The following is a 17,276-nucleotide window of genomic DNA, read 5'->3' as shown; positions in this document are numbered from 1 at the left end:
GTCAGCCCTTGCGGCCGGTGGTGGCGATGCCCTCGACGAAGTGCCGCTGGGCCAGGAAGAACAGAATGATCATCGGTACGGTGGCCAGTACGCTGCCGGCGAGCACGACCTCCCACTGCTGCTCGCCGCCATAACCGAACCGGTCCAGCACCACCTTGAGCCCGCGCGGCAGCGTGTAGAGCTCCTCGTTGCGCAGGTAGATCAGCGGCTTGAGCAGGTCCGTCCAGCTGGCCTTGAACTCGAAGACGAAGGCGACCAGCAGCGCCGGCCGGATCAGCGGGAAGGCCAGCTTCCAGAACAGCTGCGGGTAGCTGGCCCCGTCCACCCGGGCCGCCTCGAAGTACTCCCGGGGCAGCGAGAGCAGGAACTGCCGCAGCAGGAAGATGTAGAACGCCGAGCCGAACAGGTTGCCCGCCCAGAGCGGCACCTGGGTGTCGGTCAGGCCCAGTTCCGACCAGATCAGGTACGTCGGGATCATGGTGACCGCGAACGGCAGCATCATGGTCGCCAGCACCAGCCCGAAGAGCAGGTTGCGGCCGGGGAAGCGGAAGTAGGCGAACCCGAACGCCACCCAGGCGCTGGAGATGGTCACCGCTGCGGCGGCGGCCACGCCGACGACCACGCTGTTTCCGAACCAGGTCAGCAGCGGCACGGCCTGCCATGCCTCGGCGTAGTTCTCCGGGGCGAACGGGATCGGCAGGAAGCCGGGGGCGAAGACGTACTCGCGGGGGCGCAGCGAGGCACTGACCAGCCAGACGAACGGCAGCGTGAACAGCACCGCGGCACCGACCAGCGCCGCCACGAAGAGCACCCGGTGCCAGATCGGCCGGCGGGGCTCCTGCGGAACCGGGCGGCGCGCCGCCGCCCGGGCCGGCCTGAGGCCGGACACCGGTGCGGCGGCGCTGCGTTCGACGGCGGTTGTCACGACTGCTCCCCGGCCGCCGGATCGTCCTCCGCCCGGGACCGTCGGGCGTTGGCCACCGGGCCGTCAGTGATCTGGTACTCGCGCGGCTCGCTGAGCTGCTCGGGTACCCAGCCCGTGGTCAGCCGGGTGCGTCGCGTGTTGGCCACGCCGTTGTGGCCGTTCATCCCCGTCACTTGTCTTCTCCCTCGTAGTACACGAATCGGTTGCTGAGTTTCACCTGTATCAGCGTGATGATCAAGATGATCACGAAGAGCAACCAGGCCATCGCCGAGGCGAAGCCCATGTGCAGGAACTGGAACGCCTCCTGGAACAGGTGGATGACGTAGAAGCTCGCCGCGTCGCTGTTGAAGGAGTTCTGGGTCTCGCGGTTGCCGAAGTACATGGTGTAGACCTCGGTGAACATCTGCAGCGACGCGATCGTGTTGACGATCAGCGTGAAGAACAACGCACCCGAGATCATCGGCAGGGTGACCGAATGGAACCGGGCCCACGCGCCGGCGCCGTCGATGGCCGCCGCCTCGTACAGGTCACGGGGCACGTTCTGCAGGGCGGCCAGATAGATGATCACCGTGGAGCCGAGGCTCCACAGGCTCATCAGGATGATGCCGGGCATCACCCAGTGCGGGTCGGTGGTCCAACTCGGACCGGTGATCCCGACCAGGCCGAGCGCCCGGTTGATCAGACCGTCCTGGGTGTTGAGCAGCAGCAGGAACAGGATGCCGACCGCCACCGCCGGTGTCATCACCGGCAGGTAGAAGACGGTCCGGAAGAAACCCTGCAACCGGCCGACCCGCTTGAGCAACAGCGCCAGGCCGAGCGAGATGAGCATCACCAGCGGTACGTGCAGCGCCGTGTAGTAGACCGTGTTGCCGAGGCTGCGGGCCACCGCCGGGTCGCTCATCAACTCCCGGTAGTTGTCCAGCCCGGTGTACTCCGGCGGATTGATCACGTCGTACTCGGTGAAGCTCAACCAGAGGCTGGCGGCCATCGGCCCGGCGGAGAAGACCAGGAACCCGATGATCCACGGCGCCAGGAAGAGGTACGCCCAGCGGGCCTCCCGTCGGGCCAGCGGGGTACGACGACGCCGGCCCGCAGCGGTGACGGTGACGGTAGCCATCGGGATCTACTTCACGGCCTTGTCCAGGGCGGCGGTCGCCTCCTGCTGGGCTCGCCGCAACGCCTGCGCGGGCTGCGCCTGACCGGCGAGCACCCGGTTGACCGCGTCGTAGTACGCCTTGTCGAACTCGGCGCCAGCCGGCGAGGCGGGCATCGCGAACGCCGCGTCCTGCACCGAGCGGATGGTGGCGACCGCGTCGTCGAAACGCTTGTTGCCGGTCGGCTGGTGCAGCTCCTCGAAGATCTTCTTGTCCGCCACGGCGTTGGCGGTGTAGATGCCGGTGAACGGCTGCCCGGTGCTCTTGCGGGCATCCGCCCGGGCCTTCGCGGCGGCCAGCCAGGTGTCGGTGGCGGTCATCTGCTTGACGAACGCGCAGGCGGCGTCGGGGTTCTTCGCGCCCTTGGTGATGACCCAGGCCTGTCCGGCCGACTGGGTCAGCGGCCTGCCCTGCCGGTCCACGAAGGGCTTGACCACCAACTCGGCGTCCGGGCTGTTCTTGGCGGCCTGGTTGAGGAACCACTCCTCCATCGGCCAGGCCACGATCTGGTTCTTGGACAGTGGGTTCTGCGCACCGAAGAAGTCGAAGGTGTCCCGGAACGACTTGAACGTGCCCCAGCCACCCTGCTGCTCGATGAGGTTCACACCGGTGGTGAGCGCCTCGATCACCCTGGGGTCGTCCAGCCTGGCGGTGCGGCCGTCGGCGGAGAGCATGTCGACGCCGTTCGCCTTGGCCCACATCGGCAGGAACTCGGGGATCTTCGGGTCGATGCCGATCCGGGAGAGCCGGTTGCCGGAGACCGAGGCCAGCTTCGCGTTGAGGCCGGGCAGCGCCGCCCAGTCGGCCAGGTTGACCTGGTCGGCGGTCAGCCCGGCCTTCTTGAGCAGACCCTCGTTGAGGTAGACCACCCGGACGGTGGAGAACTCCGGGATGCCGTAGACGGTGCCGTCCAGGGTGACCTGCTCGCGGGCGGCGGGCCGGTACTGCTCCAGGTCGATGCTCTGCTTCTCGACGCAGTCGGTCAGCGGCTGGATGGAGCCGCGCCTGGCGTACGTGCCGATCATCTTGCGGTCCATGTAGACCAGGTCCGGTGGGTTGCCCGAGGCGACCGCGGAGAGGAACTGCTGCTCGTCGAAGGCACCCTCGGTCACCTTCAGGTCGACGTCCGGGTGGTCCCGCTTGAAGGCGTCCACGCGGGTGGTGGCGATCTCGTCGGAGAAACCGAAACCCATGGTGCTGAGCGCGCCCGTGGTGGCGGTGCCGCCCCCCGCGTCGCCGCCGCCGCCGACTCCCCCGCACCCGCTGAGCGCCAGGGTGAGCACCCCGGCGAATGCGGTCGCTCGCAGTATCCGTGACATGTGGCCCCTCCCCCAATCGGCGCGCGCCGCTGCCCGCGTGACCTGCACTTCTCCTCTTCTCCCGGGCCTCAAACGTGAAACACCGGTAACACTGACGTCACCGAAAGTCGCGGGAGGCGGGGCTGACCGGCGGCTCGATCGCGTCCAGCCGGTCGGCGACCAGATTGGTCACCCCCTCGTGCCGCTCCAGTCGCCCCCGGACCACCAGCGCGGCGCTGGTCCGGGCCACCCGCCGGTAGCGCTGCCACAGCCCCGGCGAGCAGGTGACGTTGAGCATCCCGGTCTCGTCCTCCAGATTGAGGAAGGTGACCCCGCCCGCGGTCGCCGGCCGCTGCCGGTGGGTGACGATGCCGCCGACCCGGATCCGTTGCCCCGGCTCCACCCGGCCCAGCCTGGCGATCGGCACCGCGCCGAGCACGTCGAGCTGACCCCGGATGAACCGGGCCGGATGGCTCTCCGGCGACAGCCCGGTGGCCCACACGTCGGCGACCAGCCGGTCCACCGCCTCCATGCCGGGCAGCGTGGGCGCCGCCGCGCCGGTCACCGTGCCCGGCAGCCGGCCCGGCCGGTCCTGGGCAGCCGCGCCGGCGGCCCACAACGCCTGCCGCCGGGTCAGCCCGAAACAGGCGAAGGCGTCCGCGGTGGCCAGCGCCTCCAGCTGCGCGGCGGTGAGACCGACCCGCCGGGCCAGATCGGGCATGTCCCGGTACGACCCACCGGTGGCCCGTTCGGCCTCGATCCGCTCGGCCACGTCGGCGCCGAGGGTCCGTACGCTGGACAGGCCGAGCCGGACGGCCGGACCGCCCAGCCCCCAGGCATGCGGCGGCTCCCCCGGCCCGCTGCCCCACCGGGTGTCCGGGGTGGACTCCAGCACCGCCTTCGCCCCGCTGGCGTTGATGTCCGGACGGCGGACCTCCACCCCGTGCCGGCGGGCGTCGTCGACCAGGGTCTGCGGAGAGTAGAAACCCATCGGCTGGGCGTTGAGCAGCGCGGCCAGGAACGGCGCCGGGTGGTAGCGCTTGAGCCAGGAGCTGGCGTAGACCAGGTAGGCGAAGCTCATCGCGTGGCTCTCCGGGAAGCCGTAGCTGGCGAACGCGGTGAGCTTGCGGTAGACGTCGTCGGCCAACTCCCCGGTGATGCCCCGCTCGGCCATCCCGGCGTAGAGCCGATCGGCGATACGGGTCATCCGCTCGACCGACCGTTTGGCGCCCATCGCCCGGCGCAGCTGGTCGGCCTCGGCCGCGTCGAAGCCGGCCAGGTCGATGGCGAGCTGCATCAACTGCTCCTGGAACAGCGGCACACCCAGGGTCTTCTCCAGGGCGTTGCGCATCAGCGGGTGCGCGAAGGTCACCGGCTCCTGGCCGTTCTTACGCCGGATGAACGGGTGCACCGAACCGCCCTGGATCGGGCCGGGCCGGATCAGTGCCACCTCGACCACCAGGTCGTAGAACTCGCGGGGCTTGAGCCGGGGCAGGGTGGCCATCTGGGCACGGCTCTCCACCTGGAACACCCCGACCGAGTCGGCCCGGCAGAGCATGTCGTAGACCTCGGGGTCGTCCAGGGTCATGTCACCCAGGTCGAGCCGGGACCCGATCATGTCGTAGCCGTAGTGCAGGGCGGAGAGCATGCCGAGGCCGAGCAGGTCGAACTTGACCAGCCCCACCGCGGCGCAGTCGTCCTTGTCCCACTGGAGCACGCTGCGCCCGGGCATCCGCCCCCACTCCACCGGGCAGACCTCGATCACCGGCCGGTCGCAGATCACCATGCCGCCCGAGTGGATGCCCAGGTGCCGCGGGAACGTCTGCAGCTCGTTGGCGTACTCCACCACCTGCTCCGGGATGTCCTCGACGTCGACCGTGGCGACCGAGCCCCACCGGTCGATCTGCTTGCTCCAGGCGTCCTGCTGCCCCGGTGAGTAGCCGAATGCCTTGGCCACGTCCCGCACCGCCGACCGGGGCCGGTAGGAGATGACGTTGGCGACCTGAGCGGCGTGCTCCCGGCCGTAGCGGGTGTAGACATGCTGGATCACCTCCTCCCGGCGGTCGGACTCGATGTCCACGTCGATGTCCGGTGGGCCGTCCCGCTCCGGGGCGAGGAACCGCTCGAAGAGCAGCCGGTGCCGAACCGCGTCCACATTGGTGATCCGCAACGCGTAGCAGACCGCCGAGTTGGCCGCCGAACCCCGGCCCTGGCAGTAGATGTCCTGGTCACGGCAGAACGCGACGATGTCGTAGACCACCAGGAAGTAGCCGGGGAAGCCCAACTCCTCGATCATGTTCAGCTCGTGGTCGAGTTGCGCGTACGCCGCCGGATGCGCCTGCGGCGGCCCGTAGCGCTCGCGCGCCCCGTCGGCGGTCAGCTTCCGCAACCAGCTCATCTCCGTGTGCCCCGGCGGCACCGGGTACGCCGGCAGCTGCGGCGCGACCAACTGGAGGTCGAAGGCCAACTCGGCGCCGAACTCCGCGGCCCGGGCCACCGCACCCGGGTACGCGGCGAAGCGGGCCGCCATCTCCGCGCCGCTGCGCAGGTGGGCGGTGGCCGCCGCGGGCAGCCAGCCGTCGATCTCGTCGAGGCTGCGTCGAGCCCGGACGGCGGCGACAGTGGTGGCCAGCCGGCGCCGGCTGGGGCTGGCATAGTGCACGTTGTTGCTGGCCACCGTCGGTAGCCCGGCCGCGGCGGCCAGGTCGGCGAGCGCGTCGTTGCGGTCGGCGTCGACAGGGTGACCATGGTCGGTCAGCTCCACCGCCACCGTCTCCGCACCGAAGAGCGCGGTCAGCCGGTCCAGTTCGCGGGCTGCCGCGTCCACCCCCTCGGTGAGCAGCGCGGCCGGCACGTGCCCCTTGCGGCAGCCGGTCAGCACCAGCACGTGGTCGCGCAGTTCTTCGGCGACCTCCTCCAGTTCCCCGTAGACCGGGCGGCCCTTCTCCCCGCCGCGTAGTTGGGCGCGAGCGATGGTGGTGGCCAGTCGGGCGTACCCCTCATGGCCGTGCGCCAGCACCAGCAGGTGCGCGCCGTGCGGGTCGGGTTCGCCGTTCTGCGGGCCGGGCAGCCCGAGGGAGAGCTCCGCGCCGAAGATGGTCGGCAGGCCCAGCGTCCGAGCCGCCTCGGCGAAGCGGACCACACCGTAGAAGCCGTCGTGGTCGGTGACGGCGAGCGCGGTGAGCCCGAGTCGGGCCGCCTCCTCGGCCAGTTCCTCGGGGTGGCTGGCGCCGTCGAGGAAGCTGAAGTTGGTGTGCGCGTGCAGCTCCGCGTAGGGCACCACACCGTCGGGGCGGGTCAGCTCGGGCGGCTGGTACTGCTCGCGCCGGCGGCTCCAGGCCGGGGAGTCCCCGCCGTCGGCGTCCACGGCGAGCGGGTCCACCACGTGCAGGTGCCGCTCCTCGCGCGGCCGCCCGCCGCCGGCCCGCCCGGAGAGCACCCCCTCCAGCTCCGACCAGGGCATCTTCGGGTTGTGAAAGCTCACCGAACCGCCCCTACGCTGACCCCCGGCTTGATCGGGCCATGCCCGGCTGAACACTCAGTCATAGATCGCCTCCACCAGCCACTGCCCGGCCTCGACGGCGAGCAGCAGGGCGGTGCCGTCGGCGAGGCTGACCTGGAACCGGGCCCGACGGCGGGCCTCGGCCGGCGCCCACCAGCGCTCGTCCACCGGCCACGGGCCGGCCCAGCCCACGATCTCCGCTGGCTGGCCGGCACCGACCACCAGCCGGGCCGGTGGGGCGCTCACCGCCAACCGCGCGCTGATCACCACCGGCTCGCCGTCGGCGTCGTGCACGGTCGCGGCGAGCGGGCTGGGCAGCACCACTGCCGGCGCGGGCGCCGGCAACCGACCCGGCCACGGCGGAGTGCCCCCACCTCGGCCGGCGGCCGGGTCGGCGCCGGTCGGCGAGCCGGGGCGGGCGGGGAGTCGTTCGTCGCCCCACGGCACCAGTCGCACCTGGTCGGCCGGGGAGCGCCCACCGCCGAGCACCGCGGTGACCACCGCTTCCGGCCCGAGGATGCCCTGCACACGGCTCAGCGCCCGGTGCGCCCGTTCCCGCTCCTCGCCGGTCTCCCCCCAGAGGCCGGCCTGCAGACCGGCCTGGGCGATCACCCCGTCCGGGATCAGTCGCAGTCGGATGATGCCGGCCGTCGGTCGGGCCGGACGGGCGCCAGCGCGGCCGTTGCTGCCGGAGAGCCAGCCGTCGAGCTGCCAGCGCACCCGGTCGGCGATGGCCACGGCGGTGAGCAGGCCATCGTGCCGCCACACCCGGTGCAGTTCCTGCCCGTGCTCGGTGACCGCCTCGATGCCGAGCCGGGTGCAGGCCAGCCCGTGCCCGGCCAGCCGCTCGTGCAGTTGCTCGGCCAGCGCCCGGGCCACGAACGCCGCCGCGTCGACCCGGTCGATCGGCTCGTCGTGCTCGGCGGTCACCGTCAGGTCGGGCGGCGGCTGCCGGACGGCGAGTGGGCGGTGGTCCCGTCCGGCGGCCAGCCGATGGGCCAGCGCACCGTCGAACCCGAACCGGGCCAGCACGTCGCCCGCCGGCAACGCGGCGAAGTCGCCGAGGGTACGCACCCCCAGCCGGCGCAGCAGGTCGGCCAGCGCCGACCGGCCCAGCGCCTCGACCGGCAACCCGGCCAGGAACTCCGGTGTCCCGCCCGGTGCCACCACCCGGCCGGCGCGAGCGGCCAACCCGGCCGCGAACACCCCGTCGGCGATGCCGACCTGGCTCTCCACCAGGCACGACTGGGCGACGTGCTCGATGATCCGCTCGGCGGCCGCCTCCTCGCCGCCGAGGTAACGGCTCGGCCCCCGGGCGGCCACCGCGCAGGCGCCCGGACGGACCACCTCGACGCCGGCGACCAACTCCTCCACCGCGGCGACCACCGGCTCGAACGCCCGGGCGTCCCGGCCAGGGTCGTACTCCACGACGGTGAGCTGCGGACAGCGACCCTGCGCCTCCCGCTTGCGCAGCCCCCGGCGCACCCCCTCGGCGCGGGCCCGCTCGGAGCAGGCGACCACCCGGTTGGCGTGCAGCACGGCGACCAGGCCGGTCGCCGGCACCCCGTCGACGATCTCGGCGGCGAGCACCGGCCAGTCCGGGCACCACAGCAGCAGGGTCCGTGCCGGCGAGCCGGTCATCCCCGCCCGACCAGGGCGAGCGGCGCGGACGATCGGCCCACGGTCGACGGCAGCGTACGAGGAATCACCCGGGTCAGCTCGTCACCCGGGAGCCAGACCTTGATCTCCTTGGGTCGGGCGGCCGCCCCGCGCCCGCGCGCCGAGACGGTGACCTCCCGGCGGCGCAGCCGCCCCCGGCCCTGCCCGAGCCCATCCCAGACCCCACGGACCACCTGCAGTGTCACGTCCGCGCCGTCCCACCGGCCGTACGGGACGAGCACGCTGCCGCGCTGCCGGGCCCGGGCGGCCAACCGGGTGGCGACCGAGGCGGAGACCGTGGCCGGTACGGCGGTGACCACGACGTCCACCCCGTCGATCAGCGCGGCGATCACGGTGGCCCACTCGGGGCCGGGATTCGGCACCAGGGCCAACCGGTCCAGGGCGATGCCCAGCTCAGCGGCCGCGCCCGCACCGAACGTCGGCACACCGACCACGGCGCACCACGAGCCGGCCCGGGACGCCTCGGCGAGCAGGGCGAGCATCAGCGAGGTGCCACCGCTGCGCCGGGGCTGACCGGCGGCGACCGCGATGGTGCTGCCCCGGCGCAGGCCGCGGTTGGGCAGCAGACCGGTCAGCTCGGGCACCACCGGCAGCACCCGGTGGCCGCCGACCGGGTCGGGTGCGCTCGCCGGGCGCACCAGATCGGCCAGTGCGGCGGAACCGACCACCATGCGGCCCGCCATTGGACCAACCCCCCGTCGTTGCTGTGGAACAGATCAGGACCGCACGCGCCACCGGCCGCCCGGCTCCCCCCTCGGGCCGGCCGGTGGCACGGCGGGATCAGGCGGCGAGGCCGTCCAGGGCCGGTTGGTGGGCCACACCGAGCGCGGTCTCCACCACCGTGACGAACTGTTCGGCCGCGCGGAGCAGATCGTCGGCCTCCCGGGCGCTGACCACCCGGGGGATGCCGGCCTCGGCGGCGGCGCGCTTGCTGGCCCCGGCGGCGAAGAACCGGGCCCACTCGTCGAGCTCCGGAGCGACGGCACGGAGGAGGACCCAGACGCTGGTGATCCGGTTACGCCGGCTCGGCGCGGGCCGGGCACGGGCGGCGAGCAGGGCGGCCGCCGCGCGCAGCGCCGCCAGGTGGGCGGCCGCGTAACGCAGGCCGTCAGGTCTGGTCTGGCCAGCCTCGACCAGCCCGCGCCGGGCCAACGTGAGGAGTTGGGCGGGGGTGCGGTGCGGCAGCACGTGCGCCGGCACCGTCGGTGCCTGAGCCGGGTTGGTCGGCATGGATGTCTCCTCCGCGTGGCCGGGCGTCGCCTCGGCGCGCTGGTGCCACCGATGAGACGCCGAGGTCGGGTGGTGCGGAGGAAGACGCACCGGGTGTGGCCGGCCGGGTGCGGATGCTTCCCCACACCACACCCGGCCGGCGTACCGGCGGGTTCGTCGCCCGCCGCCCGGGGGTCGTGGGCGGCGAGCGACGCTCCTGCCTGTCGGGACCAGGCTCGCGACTGCCCGGAAACCCAGGTGCGACCCGCGGAGCCGCACCGCCCGGAGCTGGCGCCGCGAAACGCCGCACTCCGGCTGGTTGGAACGGGCGTTCGAGGCAATCGAACACTCGTTCTAACTGCTGCTGACAGTACACCTCCCCTCCGACGAAAATGCAACGTGTGACGCGCTGGACTTGCCGGCCGGGTGAACCGGGGTGAACAGACACCGGCGGACCGGGAAGAATGACGACATGCAGCCACACCCGAACGTACGGGCGGTGCAGGACGCGCTCACCGCCGCCGGCACGCTCGACGGCGCCGGTGAGCCCAGCACGGTCCGCGTGCTTCCCGACGCGGTACACACCGCCGCAGCGGCCGCCGAGGCGCTCGGCGTCGAGGTCGGCCAGATCGCCAACTCGCTGATCTTCGACGCGGACGACACGCCGCTGCTCGTGCTCACCTCGGGCGCACACCGGGTCGACACCGCCGGCCTGGCGGCGTCGACCGGGGTCACCCGGCTGCGCCGGGCCACCCCGGAGTTCGTCCGGGCGCACACCGGGCAGCCGATCGGCGGGGTCGCCCCACTCGGGCACCCGCACCCGCTGCGCACCCTGGTGGACACGGCGCTGGCGGCGTACCCCGAGATCTGGGCCGCGGGTGGCGTGCCGCAGGCGGTCTTCCCCACCACCTACGCCGAGCTGCTGCGGGTCACCGCCGGCACCCCCGCCGAGGTGGCGTGAGCGAGCGGAGCGAGCGAACCAGCAGGCACAGCAGCGATGCGCTCGCGCCGCCGCGGAGCGGTGGCGCGAGCACGGCTCCGGAGCTGGTCACGCTGCACGTGTGGCGAACCTCCCGCGGCGCGCTACCCCGGGCGCTGACCCGGATGGCGGTGGACCCGCGCCGGTTGCGCGCTCTCCCGGGCGCCCGGTTCGGCAAGCTGCTGGGCACCGGGACCGGCACCGGCTTCGGGCCGGGGGACGCCGACCTGACCCGGTGGGCGGCACTGACCGCATGGGACTCTCCCGCCGCTGCGGCCGACTTCGACGACTCGCCGGTCGGGCGCTCCTGGGCACGCATCGCCCGCGCCCAGGCCCGGGTCGACCTGCGCCCGCTGACCAGCCGGGGCGAGTGGTCCGGCCAGCGGCCGTTCGGCGACCCGTCCGGCGGCCGGGTCACCGGCCCGGTGCTGGCACTGACCCGGGCTCGGCTGCGGGCCCGCCGGGCAGCCACCTTCTGGCGGGCGGTCCCCCCGGTGGCCGCCGCACTGCGCGACGCGCCCGGGCTGCTGGCCCGGTTCGGGGTCGGGGAGGCGCCGCTGGGTTGGCAGGGCACGGTGAGCGTGTGGCGCGACCCGACGGACCTGGTGGCGTTCGCGTACCGTCACCCGGAGCACCGGGCGGCGATCATGCGGACCCCCACCGCGGGTTGGTACGCCGAGGAGCTGTTCGCCCGGTTCGAGGTGCGCGACGTGGTCGGCGACCGGACGGTGCTCGGGTGGGTCGCCGACGGCGGCCCCGTAACGGTGAAGGGTGGACGGGCATGAGGTTGGTGCGCTGGACGCCGGACGATCTCGTCCGGCGGCTGGACGACGTGGTGACCGTCTACGGCGAGGCGATGGGATACCGCACCGATCTGCTGGAAGCCCGGCGCGGCTACATCGCCACCCACGTCCGCCGGCCGGGTTTCCGGGCGGTCGCCAGCCTGACCAGCGAAGGTCACCTCGCCGGCTTCGGCTACGGCTACCTGGGCGCCTCCGGCCAGTGGTGGCACGACCAGGTGCACCGAGCGGTGGACGCACCGACCCGCAAGCGCTGGCTCACCCACTGCTTCGAGGTGGTCGAGCTGCATGTCCGGCCACCGGCGCAGGGGCACGGCCTGGGCACCGGCCAGCTGCGCGCGCTGCTCGGCATGGCCGAGGGCGACACCACGCTGCTGTCCACCCCGGAGGCCGACGAGCAGACCTCGCGGGCCTGGCGGTTGTACCGGCGGTTCGGCTTCGTCGACGTGCTGCGCAACTTCCACTTCCCCGGGGACGAGCGGCCGTTCGGGGTGCTCGGCCGGGACCTGCCGCTCGAGCCACCGGCGTCATGACCCGGCGGATCTCCTGGACACTGCTCGCCGTCCTGGTGCTCGCCCAGATCTGCTACCCCCTCACCACCGGCGCCACCCGGGCCGGGCTCACCGTGGCCACCGTCGTCCTCGGTTGGTTGCTCTCGGTCGGCCACGCGCTGCTCAGCCGGGGCCCGCGGGTCGCGGCGGCGCTGGTCGCGGTGGCCACCGGTGGCGGGTTCGCGATCGAGGCGATCGGAGTGGCCACCGGTGTGCCGTTCGGCAGCTACGACTACTCCGGCGAGCTGGGCCCCAAGCTGGCCGGAGTGCCGCTGATCATTCCGCTGGCCTGGACCTGGATGGCCTGGCCGGCCTGGCTGGCGGCGGTCCGACTGACCGGTGGCACCGGTGCGACAGCCCTCGGCAGCGGAGCAACGGGCGGGTCGGCGGCCGGGCTGCGGGTACGGCGGATCGCGCTGGCCACGGTGGGGCTGGCCGCCTGGGACCTCTTCCTCGATCCGCAGATGGTGGCCGAGGGCTACTGGGTCTGGCGGGACGCCACCCCGGCGTTGCTCGGCCTGCCCGGCATCCCGGTCAGCAACTACCTGGGCTGGCTGCTCTTCGCGGTGCTCATGATGAGCGCGCTGCGCCCGCTGGCCGGGCCGGGCGTCGAGCGCACCGACCAGCGGGACGACCCGATGATCGCGCTCTACCTGTGGACGTACTTCTCCAGCATTGTGGCCCACGCCGTCTTCCTGGACCTGCCCGCCTCGGCGCTCTGGGGTGCCGCCGGCATGTCGGTGACCGCCGTACCCCTGACGGTGGCCCTGCTGCGTGCCCGCCGGGGCGATGACCCCGGCCGGGAGGCCCACCAGCCGTACCGCCCCGGCGTCGACGCGACCCGATGACCGTCCTGCTCGCCCTGCCGATCGCCGTCGCCGCGTTGACCGGGCACACCTGGCTCAACGCCGCCGGATGGCTGCGCCGGCCCGCCGACCGGCCCGCCGAGGTCGACGAGCCGGTCGCCGTGCTGCTGCCGCTGCGCGACGAGGCGGCCCGGGTCACCGGATGCCTGCGCGCCCTGCTCGCCCAGCGCGGCGTGCCCGGGCTGCGCGTCGTGGTCCTCGACGACGGCTCCACCGACGGCACCGCCGACGTGGTCCGCACGGTGGCCGGCGACGACCCCCGGGTCACGCTGCTCACCGGGGTCGCCCCGCCGCCGGGCTGGCTGGGCAAACCGCACGCCTGCTGGCAGTTGGCCACGCGGGCCGACCCGGCCGCCAGCGTGCTGGTCTTCGTCGACGCCGACGTGGTGCTCGCCCCGCACGCCGTGGCCGCGGCCGTCGCCGAGCTGCGCGCCGCCCGCGCGACGCTGCTGTCGCCGTACCCCCGGATCGTGGTGGCGACGGCGGCCGACCGGCTGGTGCAGCCGCTGCTGCAGTGGCTCTGGCTGACCTTCCTGCCACTACGCGCGATGGAACGCTCGCCCCGGCCGTCGCTGGCCGCGGCGGGCGGGCAGTTCCTGGTGCTGGACCGGGCCGGCTACACCGCCGCCGGCGGGCACGCCGCGGTCGCCGACAAGATCCTGGAGGACGTCGAGCTGGCCCGGGCGGTCAAGCGGGCCGGTGGGCGGATCGCCCTGGCCGACGGCTCCCGGCTGGCCACCTGCCGGATGTACGACGACTGGCCGCAGCTGCGCGACGGGTACTCGAAGTCGCTCTGGGCGTCGTTCGGGCATCCGGGTGCCGCGGCGGCCGTGGTGGCGTCTCTGCTGCTGCTCTACACCGCCCCGCCGCTGATCGCGCTTGCGGGTGTGGCGGCCGGCGCGCCGGGGGTGGCCGCCGTGGGCCTGGCCGGCTACCTGCTCGGGGTGGCCGGGCGGGTGCTCACCGCACGGGCGACCGGGGGGCGGTGGTGGCCCGACGCGCTCGCACACCCCGTGTCGGTCGTGGTCCTCGGTTGGCTGACCCTGCGGTCGTACCATCTGCGAAAGCGACGCCGCCTGACCTGGCGGGGCCGCCCGGTCAGCTAGGAGGGCGCGGCATGGCGCGGATCGTGGTCGTCGGCGCCGGGGTGGGTGGCCTCGCCACCGCCGCCCGGCTGGCCGCCACCGGGCACCAGGTGACCGTCTTCGAGCGGGCCGACACGGTCGGCGGCAAGCTCGGCCGGTACGCGCACGACACCCCGGCCGGGTCGTTCCACTTCGACACCGGGCCGAGCCTGCTCACCCTGCCCGAGGTCTTCCACGACCTGTTCGAGGCGACCGGGGCGAAGCTCGACGAATACCTGGACCTGGTCCCGCTGGACCCGATCGTCCGGCACGTCTTTCCCGGCGGCGGCCCGGCGTTGGACTCCTGCGCCGACCCGGTGGAGTTCGCCACCCGGATCGGGGCCGCCCTCGGTGACCGGGCGGCAGCCGACTGGCAGCGGCTGTGGCGCAGGGCCGCACGCGTCTGGCATGCCTCCTCGCGGGACATCCTGCGTCGTACCGTCGACTCCCCCCGCGACCTGGCGTCACTGGCCTGGCGCGTCGGCGACCTGGCCGCCATCGCCCCGGGCCGCACGCTGCGCGGGTTGGGCCGTCGGCACCTGTCCGACCCCCGGCTGCGGATGCTGCTGGACCGGTACGCCACCTACACCGGCGCCGACCCACGCCGGGCGCCAGCGGCGCTGGTCGCGGTCCCGTACGCCGAGCTGACCTTCGGCGGCTGGTATCTGCGCGGCGGGTTGGGCACACTCGCCGACGCGCTGCTGACGCGCTGCCTGGACCTGGGCGTGGTCGTGCAGACCGACGCCACGGTGACCCGGATCGACGCCACCGGCGGCCGGGTGCACGGGGTACGCCTCGCCGGCGTCGCCGCGCCGGTGCCCGCCGACGTGGTGGTGGCCAACGTGGACGCGCTCACCGTCTACCGTGACCTGCTACCGCACCCACGTCGGCTGGCCGGGCTGACCGACCGCAGCCTCGCCGGCTTCGTGCTGCTGCTCGGCGTCTCCGGCAGCACCGGGCTGGCCCACCACAACGTCTTCTTCCCGGACGACTACGACGCGGAGTTCGACGCGGTCTTCGGCGACCCCGGGCGTGGCGTACGGGCCCGGCCGGCGGCCGACCCGACGGTGTTCGTCACCGTGGCCGACGACCCGATGGTCCGCCCGGCCGGGCACGAGGCATGGTTCGTGCTGGTCAACGCCCCCCGACAGGGCACCGCAGCGGGCGCGGTCGACTGGCGACGCCCGGGGCTGGCCGACGCGTACGCCGATCGGGTCCTGGACGTGCTGGCGCGGCGCGGCGTGGACGTGCGCGACCGGCTGCTGTTCCGTGAGGTCCGCACCCCGGCCGACCTGGACGCGGCGACCGGCACGCCGGGTGGCGCGATCTACGGCACCGCCGGCGGGCTGCTCCGGCCCGCCAACCGGGGCCCGGTGAGCGGGCTGTGGCTGGTGGGCGGCTCCACCCACCCGGGCGGTGGGTTGCCGATGGTGACCCTCTCCGCGCAGATCGTCGCCGACGAGATCGGCCCCGCCTGGTAGGTGCGGGACGCTCAGCCGGCGTCGAGCAGCGCGCGCCGGATGCTGGAGAGCAGCTGCCCCAGGCCGAATCCGGCCAGCAGCACCCACACCGCGGTCGCCATGGTGATGGTGCCGGCGGCCAGGTCCGGCTCGATCAGCCCGGCCAACCCGGCGACCAGCAACCCGGCCAGCGCCACCGAAACCCGGGTGGGGCGTTCACCCACGGTGACCGCGCCGATGTCGCGCATACCGGCGGCGACCGCCCGGGCTCGGACGTACTCGTGCAGCCAGGACAGCGCGCCGCCCGCGACGACCAGCGCCCCCGGCGCGCCCACCAGCCAGAACGCCAGCAACCACGCCACCTCACCGAGCCGGTCGGCGACCGAGTCGTAGACGTAGCCGAGCCGGGTGGTGCGGCCGGTGGCGACCGCCACCGCGCCGTCCACGCTGTCCGCCACGGCGGCGAGCAACACGAACAACGCGCCGAGGAACGGCCCGTCCCCCGGCTGGGTCACCAGCAACGGTACGCAGAAGCAGAGCAGCACCCCGGCCACGGTGACGGCGGTGGGACTGACCCGCAGCCGGCCCAGCACATACCCGACGTGGTACGCGAACCGCAGCCAGGCGCGCACCACCGGCGCCGCGACCCGAGGGTCGAACCCGCCGTGCAACCGCGCCCACGCCGTGGCGTACTGATCCCAGTTCAGCTGTGTGCCCACCACGGATCAACCGTCGTGCCGGGCATCAGGTATCGCAGGCTCAGCGTTCACACCCGCGCGCCGGCCTTCAGGTTCTGCCAGACCTCGCGGGTCGCGGTGGACCGGTTGAGGGTGATGAAGTGGATCCCCGGCACACCCTCGTCCAGCAGTCGGCGGCACATCTCGCTGGCCTGCTCGATGCCGAGCCGGCGGACCGCCTCCGGGTCGTCGGCGACCCGTTCGAAGCGGGCCGCCAGCGCCGGTGGGAAGGGCGCACCGGACAGCTGCACGGACCGCTCGATGGTGCCGATCTGGGTCACCGGCATCACCCCGGCCAGGATCGGGGTGTCGCAGCCGGCGGCGGCCACCCGGTCGCGCAGCCGCAGGTAGTCGTCGGCATCGAAGAACATCTGCGTGATCGCGAACTCGGCGCCGGCGCGGCACTTGCGGACGAACTGCGCGGTGTCGCTGGCCACGTCGGGCGAGCGGGGATGCTTGTACGGGAAGGCCGCCACGCCGACGCTGAAGTCGCCGGAGTCGCGCACCAGGCGGACCAGGTCCTCGGCGTAGTCCACGCCCTCGGGGTGGCGGATCCACTCACCGCCCGGGTTGCCCGGCGGGTCGCCACGGACGGCCAGCACGTTGCGCACCCCCACCCCGGCGAGCCGGCCGATCACGTGTCGCAGCTCGGCGACGGAGTGGTTGACCGCGGTCAGGTGGGCCATCGGCAGCAGGGTGGTGTCGGTGGCGATCCGCTCGGTGACCGCCACGGTGGTGTCCCGGGTCGAGCCGCCAGCGCCGTACGTGATCGACACGAATGACGGGCGCAGCGACTCCAGCTCGCGGATGGCCTGCCAGAGCAGCCGCTCCCCCGCCTCGGTCTTGGGCGGGAAGAACTCGAACGAGAAGGTCGGCTGGCGCTCACGGATGAGCTCCCCGATCGCCGGCTGCGGGTTGGGGAGTACCGAGGGAAGACCGAGCGCCACGACCCGACTCTAGCGGGCGACGCCACCACGAACCAGGCGCTTCC

16 protein-coding genes are annotated in these 17,276 nt (G+C 73.5%); 6 read left to right on the top strand and 10 right to left on the bottom strand.

The window, feature by feature from the left end; all coding sequences use genetic code 11:
- Position 1 precedes the first annotated feature (1 nt).
- The 8 genes from ACQEUX_RS00855 to ACQEUX_RS00820 all read right to left on the bottom strand — a co-directional run bounded on the left by ACQEUX_RS00855 (position 2) and on the right by ACQEUX_RS00820 (position 9,789).
- Positions 2 to 925: a carbohydrate ABC transporter permease gene (locus ACQEUX_RS00855; RefSeq protein WP_433039743.1), complete on the bottom strand. Its 924-nt coding sequence runs from the start codon at positions 923 to 925 to the stop codon at positions 2 to 4.
- A complete protein-coding gene (locus ACQEUX_RS00850; RefSeq protein WP_433039741.1) occupies positions 922 to 1,098 on the bottom strand; it encodes a hypothetical protein in 177 nt (58 codons plus the stop codon). Before ACQEUX_RS00850 ends, ACQEUX_RS00855 begins: the two co-directional genes overlap by 4 nt.
- On the bottom strand, positions 1,095 to 2,042 hold the full coding sequence (locus tag ACQEUX_RS00845) for a carbohydrate ABC transporter permease (protein ID WP_433039739.1): 948 nt from the start codon (positions 2,040 to 2,042) through the stop codon (positions 1,095 to 1,097). The genes ACQEUX_RS00850 and ACQEUX_RS00845 overlap by 4 nt, the downstream gene beginning before the upstream one ends.
- 6 nt (positions 2,043 to 2,048) lie before the next feature.
- Positions 2,049 to 3,398, bottom strand: coding sequence for an extracellular solute-binding protein (locus ACQEUX_RS00840; protein WP_433039737.1), 1,350 nt, complete (start codon positions 3,396 to 3,398; stop codon positions 2,049 to 2,051).
- A 97-nt stretch (positions 3,399 to 3,495) separates the two neighbouring features.
- Positions 3,496 to 6,861: an error-prone DNA polymerase gene (locus ACQEUX_RS00835; RefSeq protein WP_433039735.1), complete on the bottom strand. Its 3,366-nt coding sequence runs from the start codon at positions 6,859 to 6,861 to the stop codon at positions 3,496 to 3,498.
- Positions 6,862 to 6,915: 54 nt separating this feature from the next.
- On the bottom strand, positions 6,916 to 8,520 hold the full coding sequence (locus ACQEUX_RS00830) for a DNA polymerase Y family protein (protein ID WP_433039733.1): 1,605 nt from the start codon (positions 8,518 to 8,520) through the stop codon (positions 6,916 to 6,918).
- Positions 8,517 to 9,242 (bottom strand): hypothetical protein, encoded by a 726-nt coding sequence (locus ACQEUX_RS00825; protein ID WP_433039731.1) that lies wholly within the window; start codon positions 9,240 to 9,242, stop codon positions 8,517 to 8,519. The genes ACQEUX_RS00830 and ACQEUX_RS00825 overlap by 4 nt, the downstream gene beginning before the upstream one ends.
- A 97-nt stretch (positions 9,243 to 9,339) precedes the next feature.
- Positions 9,340 to 9,789, bottom strand: coding sequence for an SAV_6107 family HEPN domain-containing protein (locus ACQEUX_RS00820; protein ID WP_433039729.1), 450 nt, complete (start codon positions 9,787 to 9,789; stop codon positions 9,340 to 9,342).
- A 451-nt stretch (positions 9,790 to 10,240) separates the two neighbouring features.
- Here ACQEUX_RS00820 and ACQEUX_RS00815 point away from each other — a divergent pair, with 451 nt between their 5' ends.
- The 6 genes from ACQEUX_RS00815 (at position 10,241) to ACQEUX_RS00790 (ending at position 15,569) form a co-directional block, all read left to right on the top strand.
- Positions 10,241 to 10,729: a YbaK/EbsC family protein gene (locus ACQEUX_RS00815; protein WP_433039727.1), complete on the top strand. Its 489-nt coding sequence runs from the start codon at positions 10,241 to 10,243 to the stop codon at positions 10,727 to 10,729.
- A gap of 83 nt (positions 10,730 to 10,812) precedes the next feature.
- Positions 10,813 to 11,532 (top strand): monooxygenase, encoded by a 720-nt coding sequence (locus ACQEUX_RS00810; RefSeq protein ID WP_433049481.1) that lies wholly within the window; start codon positions 10,813 to 10,815, stop codon positions 11,530 to 11,532.
- On the top strand, positions 11,529 to 12,080 hold the full coding sequence (locus ACQEUX_RS00805) for a GNAT family N-acetyltransferase (protein WP_433039725.1): 552 nt from the start codon (positions 11,529 to 11,531) through the stop codon (positions 12,078 to 12,080). Before ACQEUX_RS00810 ends, ACQEUX_RS00805 begins: the two co-directional genes overlap by 4 nt.
- Positions 12,077 to 12,946: a carotenoid biosynthesis protein gene (locus ACQEUX_RS00800; RefSeq protein WP_433039723.1), complete on the top strand. Its 870-nt coding sequence runs from the start codon at positions 12,077 to 12,079 to the stop codon at positions 12,944 to 12,946. The genes ACQEUX_RS00805 and ACQEUX_RS00800 overlap by 4 nt, the downstream gene beginning before the upstream one ends.
- Positions 12,943 to 14,070: a glycosyltransferase gene (locus ACQEUX_RS00795; protein WP_433039721.1), complete on the top strand. Its 1,128-nt coding sequence runs from the start codon at positions 12,943 to 12,945 to the stop codon at positions 14,068 to 14,070. The genes ACQEUX_RS00800 and ACQEUX_RS00795 overlap by 4 nt, the downstream gene beginning before the upstream one ends.
- Before the next feature lie 11 nt (positions 14,071 to 14,081).
- The gene (locus ACQEUX_RS00790; RefSeq protein WP_433039719.1) at positions 14,082 to 15,569 is read left to right on the top strand and encodes a phytoene desaturase family protein; all 1,488 of its coding nucleotides are present in this window, start codon (positions 14,082 to 14,084) and stop codon (positions 15,567 to 15,569) included.
- Positions 15,570 to 15,580: 11 nt separating this feature from the next.
- Here ACQEUX_RS00790 and ACQEUX_RS00785 read toward each other — a convergent pair whose 3' ends face one another.
- Both ACQEUX_RS00785 and metF read right to left on the bottom strand, forming a co-directional pair.
- Positions 15,581 to 16,270, bottom strand: a complete 690-nt coding sequence (locus ACQEUX_RS00785) for a CDP-alcohol phosphatidyltransferase family protein (protein WP_433039717.1) — start codon at positions 16,268 to 16,270, stop codon at positions 15,581 to 15,583.
- Between the two features lie 44 nt (positions 16,271 to 16,314).
- A complete protein-coding gene (gene metF / locus ACQEUX_RS00780) occupies positions 16,315 to 17,232 on the bottom strand; it encodes a methylenetetrahydrofolate reductase [NAD(P)H] (RefSeq protein ID WP_433039715.1) in 918 nt (305 codons plus the stop codon).
- Between the last annotated feature and the right edge of the window lie 44 nt (positions 17,233 to 17,276).

This window comes from Micromonospora sp. CA-259024 (genome assembly GCF_050936255.1).
Classification (GTDB): Bacteria; Actinomycetota; Actinomycetes; order Mycobacteriales; family Micromonosporaceae; genus Micromonospora.
The sequence above is the reverse complement of the archived record's forward strand: the minus strand, read 5'-3'. Positions and strand labels throughout refer to the sequence as shown.

Bases quoted from the DNA above. Each gene is read 5' to 3' on its own strand.
- ACQEUX_RS00845 (WP_433039739.1), bottom strand. From the start codon at position 2,042: ATGGCTACCGTCACCGTCACCGCTGCGGGCCGGCGTCGTCGTACCCCG.
- ACQEUX_RS00840 (WP_433039737.1), bottom strand. From the start codon at position 3,398: ATGTCACGGATACTGCGAGCGACCGCATTCGCCGGGGTGCTCACCCTG.
- ACQEUX_RS00830 (WP_433039733.1), bottom strand. From the start codon at position 8,520: ATGACCGGCTCGCCGGCACGGACCCTGCTGCTGTGGTGCCCGGACTGG.
- ACQEUX_RS00825 (WP_433039731.1), bottom strand. From the start codon at position 9,242: ATGGCGGGCCGCATGGTGGTCGGTTCCGCCGCACTGGCCGATCTGGTG.
- ACQEUX_RS00820 (WP_433039729.1), bottom strand. From the start codon at position 9,789: ATGCCGACCAACCCGGCTCAGGCACCGACGGTGCCGGCGCACGTGCTG.
- ACQEUX_RS00815 (WP_433039727.1), top strand. From the start codon at position 10,241: ATGCAGCCACACCCGAACGTACGGGCGGTGCAGGACGCGCTCACCGCC.
- ACQEUX_RS00805 (WP_433039725.1), top strand. From the start codon at position 11,529: ATGAGGTTGGTGCGCTGGACGCCGGACGATCTCGTCCGGCGGCTGGAC.
- ACQEUX_RS00800 (WP_433039723.1), top strand. From the start codon at position 12,077: ATGACCCGGCGGATCTCCTGGACACTGCTCGCCGTCCTGGTGCTCGCC.
- ACQEUX_RS00795 (WP_433039721.1), top strand. From the start codon at position 12,943: ATGACCGTCCTGCTCGCCCTGCCGATCGCCGTCGCCGCGTTGACCGGG.
- ACQEUX_RS00790 (WP_433039719.1), top strand. From the start codon at position 14,082: ATGGCGCGGATCGTGGTCGTCGGCGCCGGGGTGGGTGGCCTCGCCACC.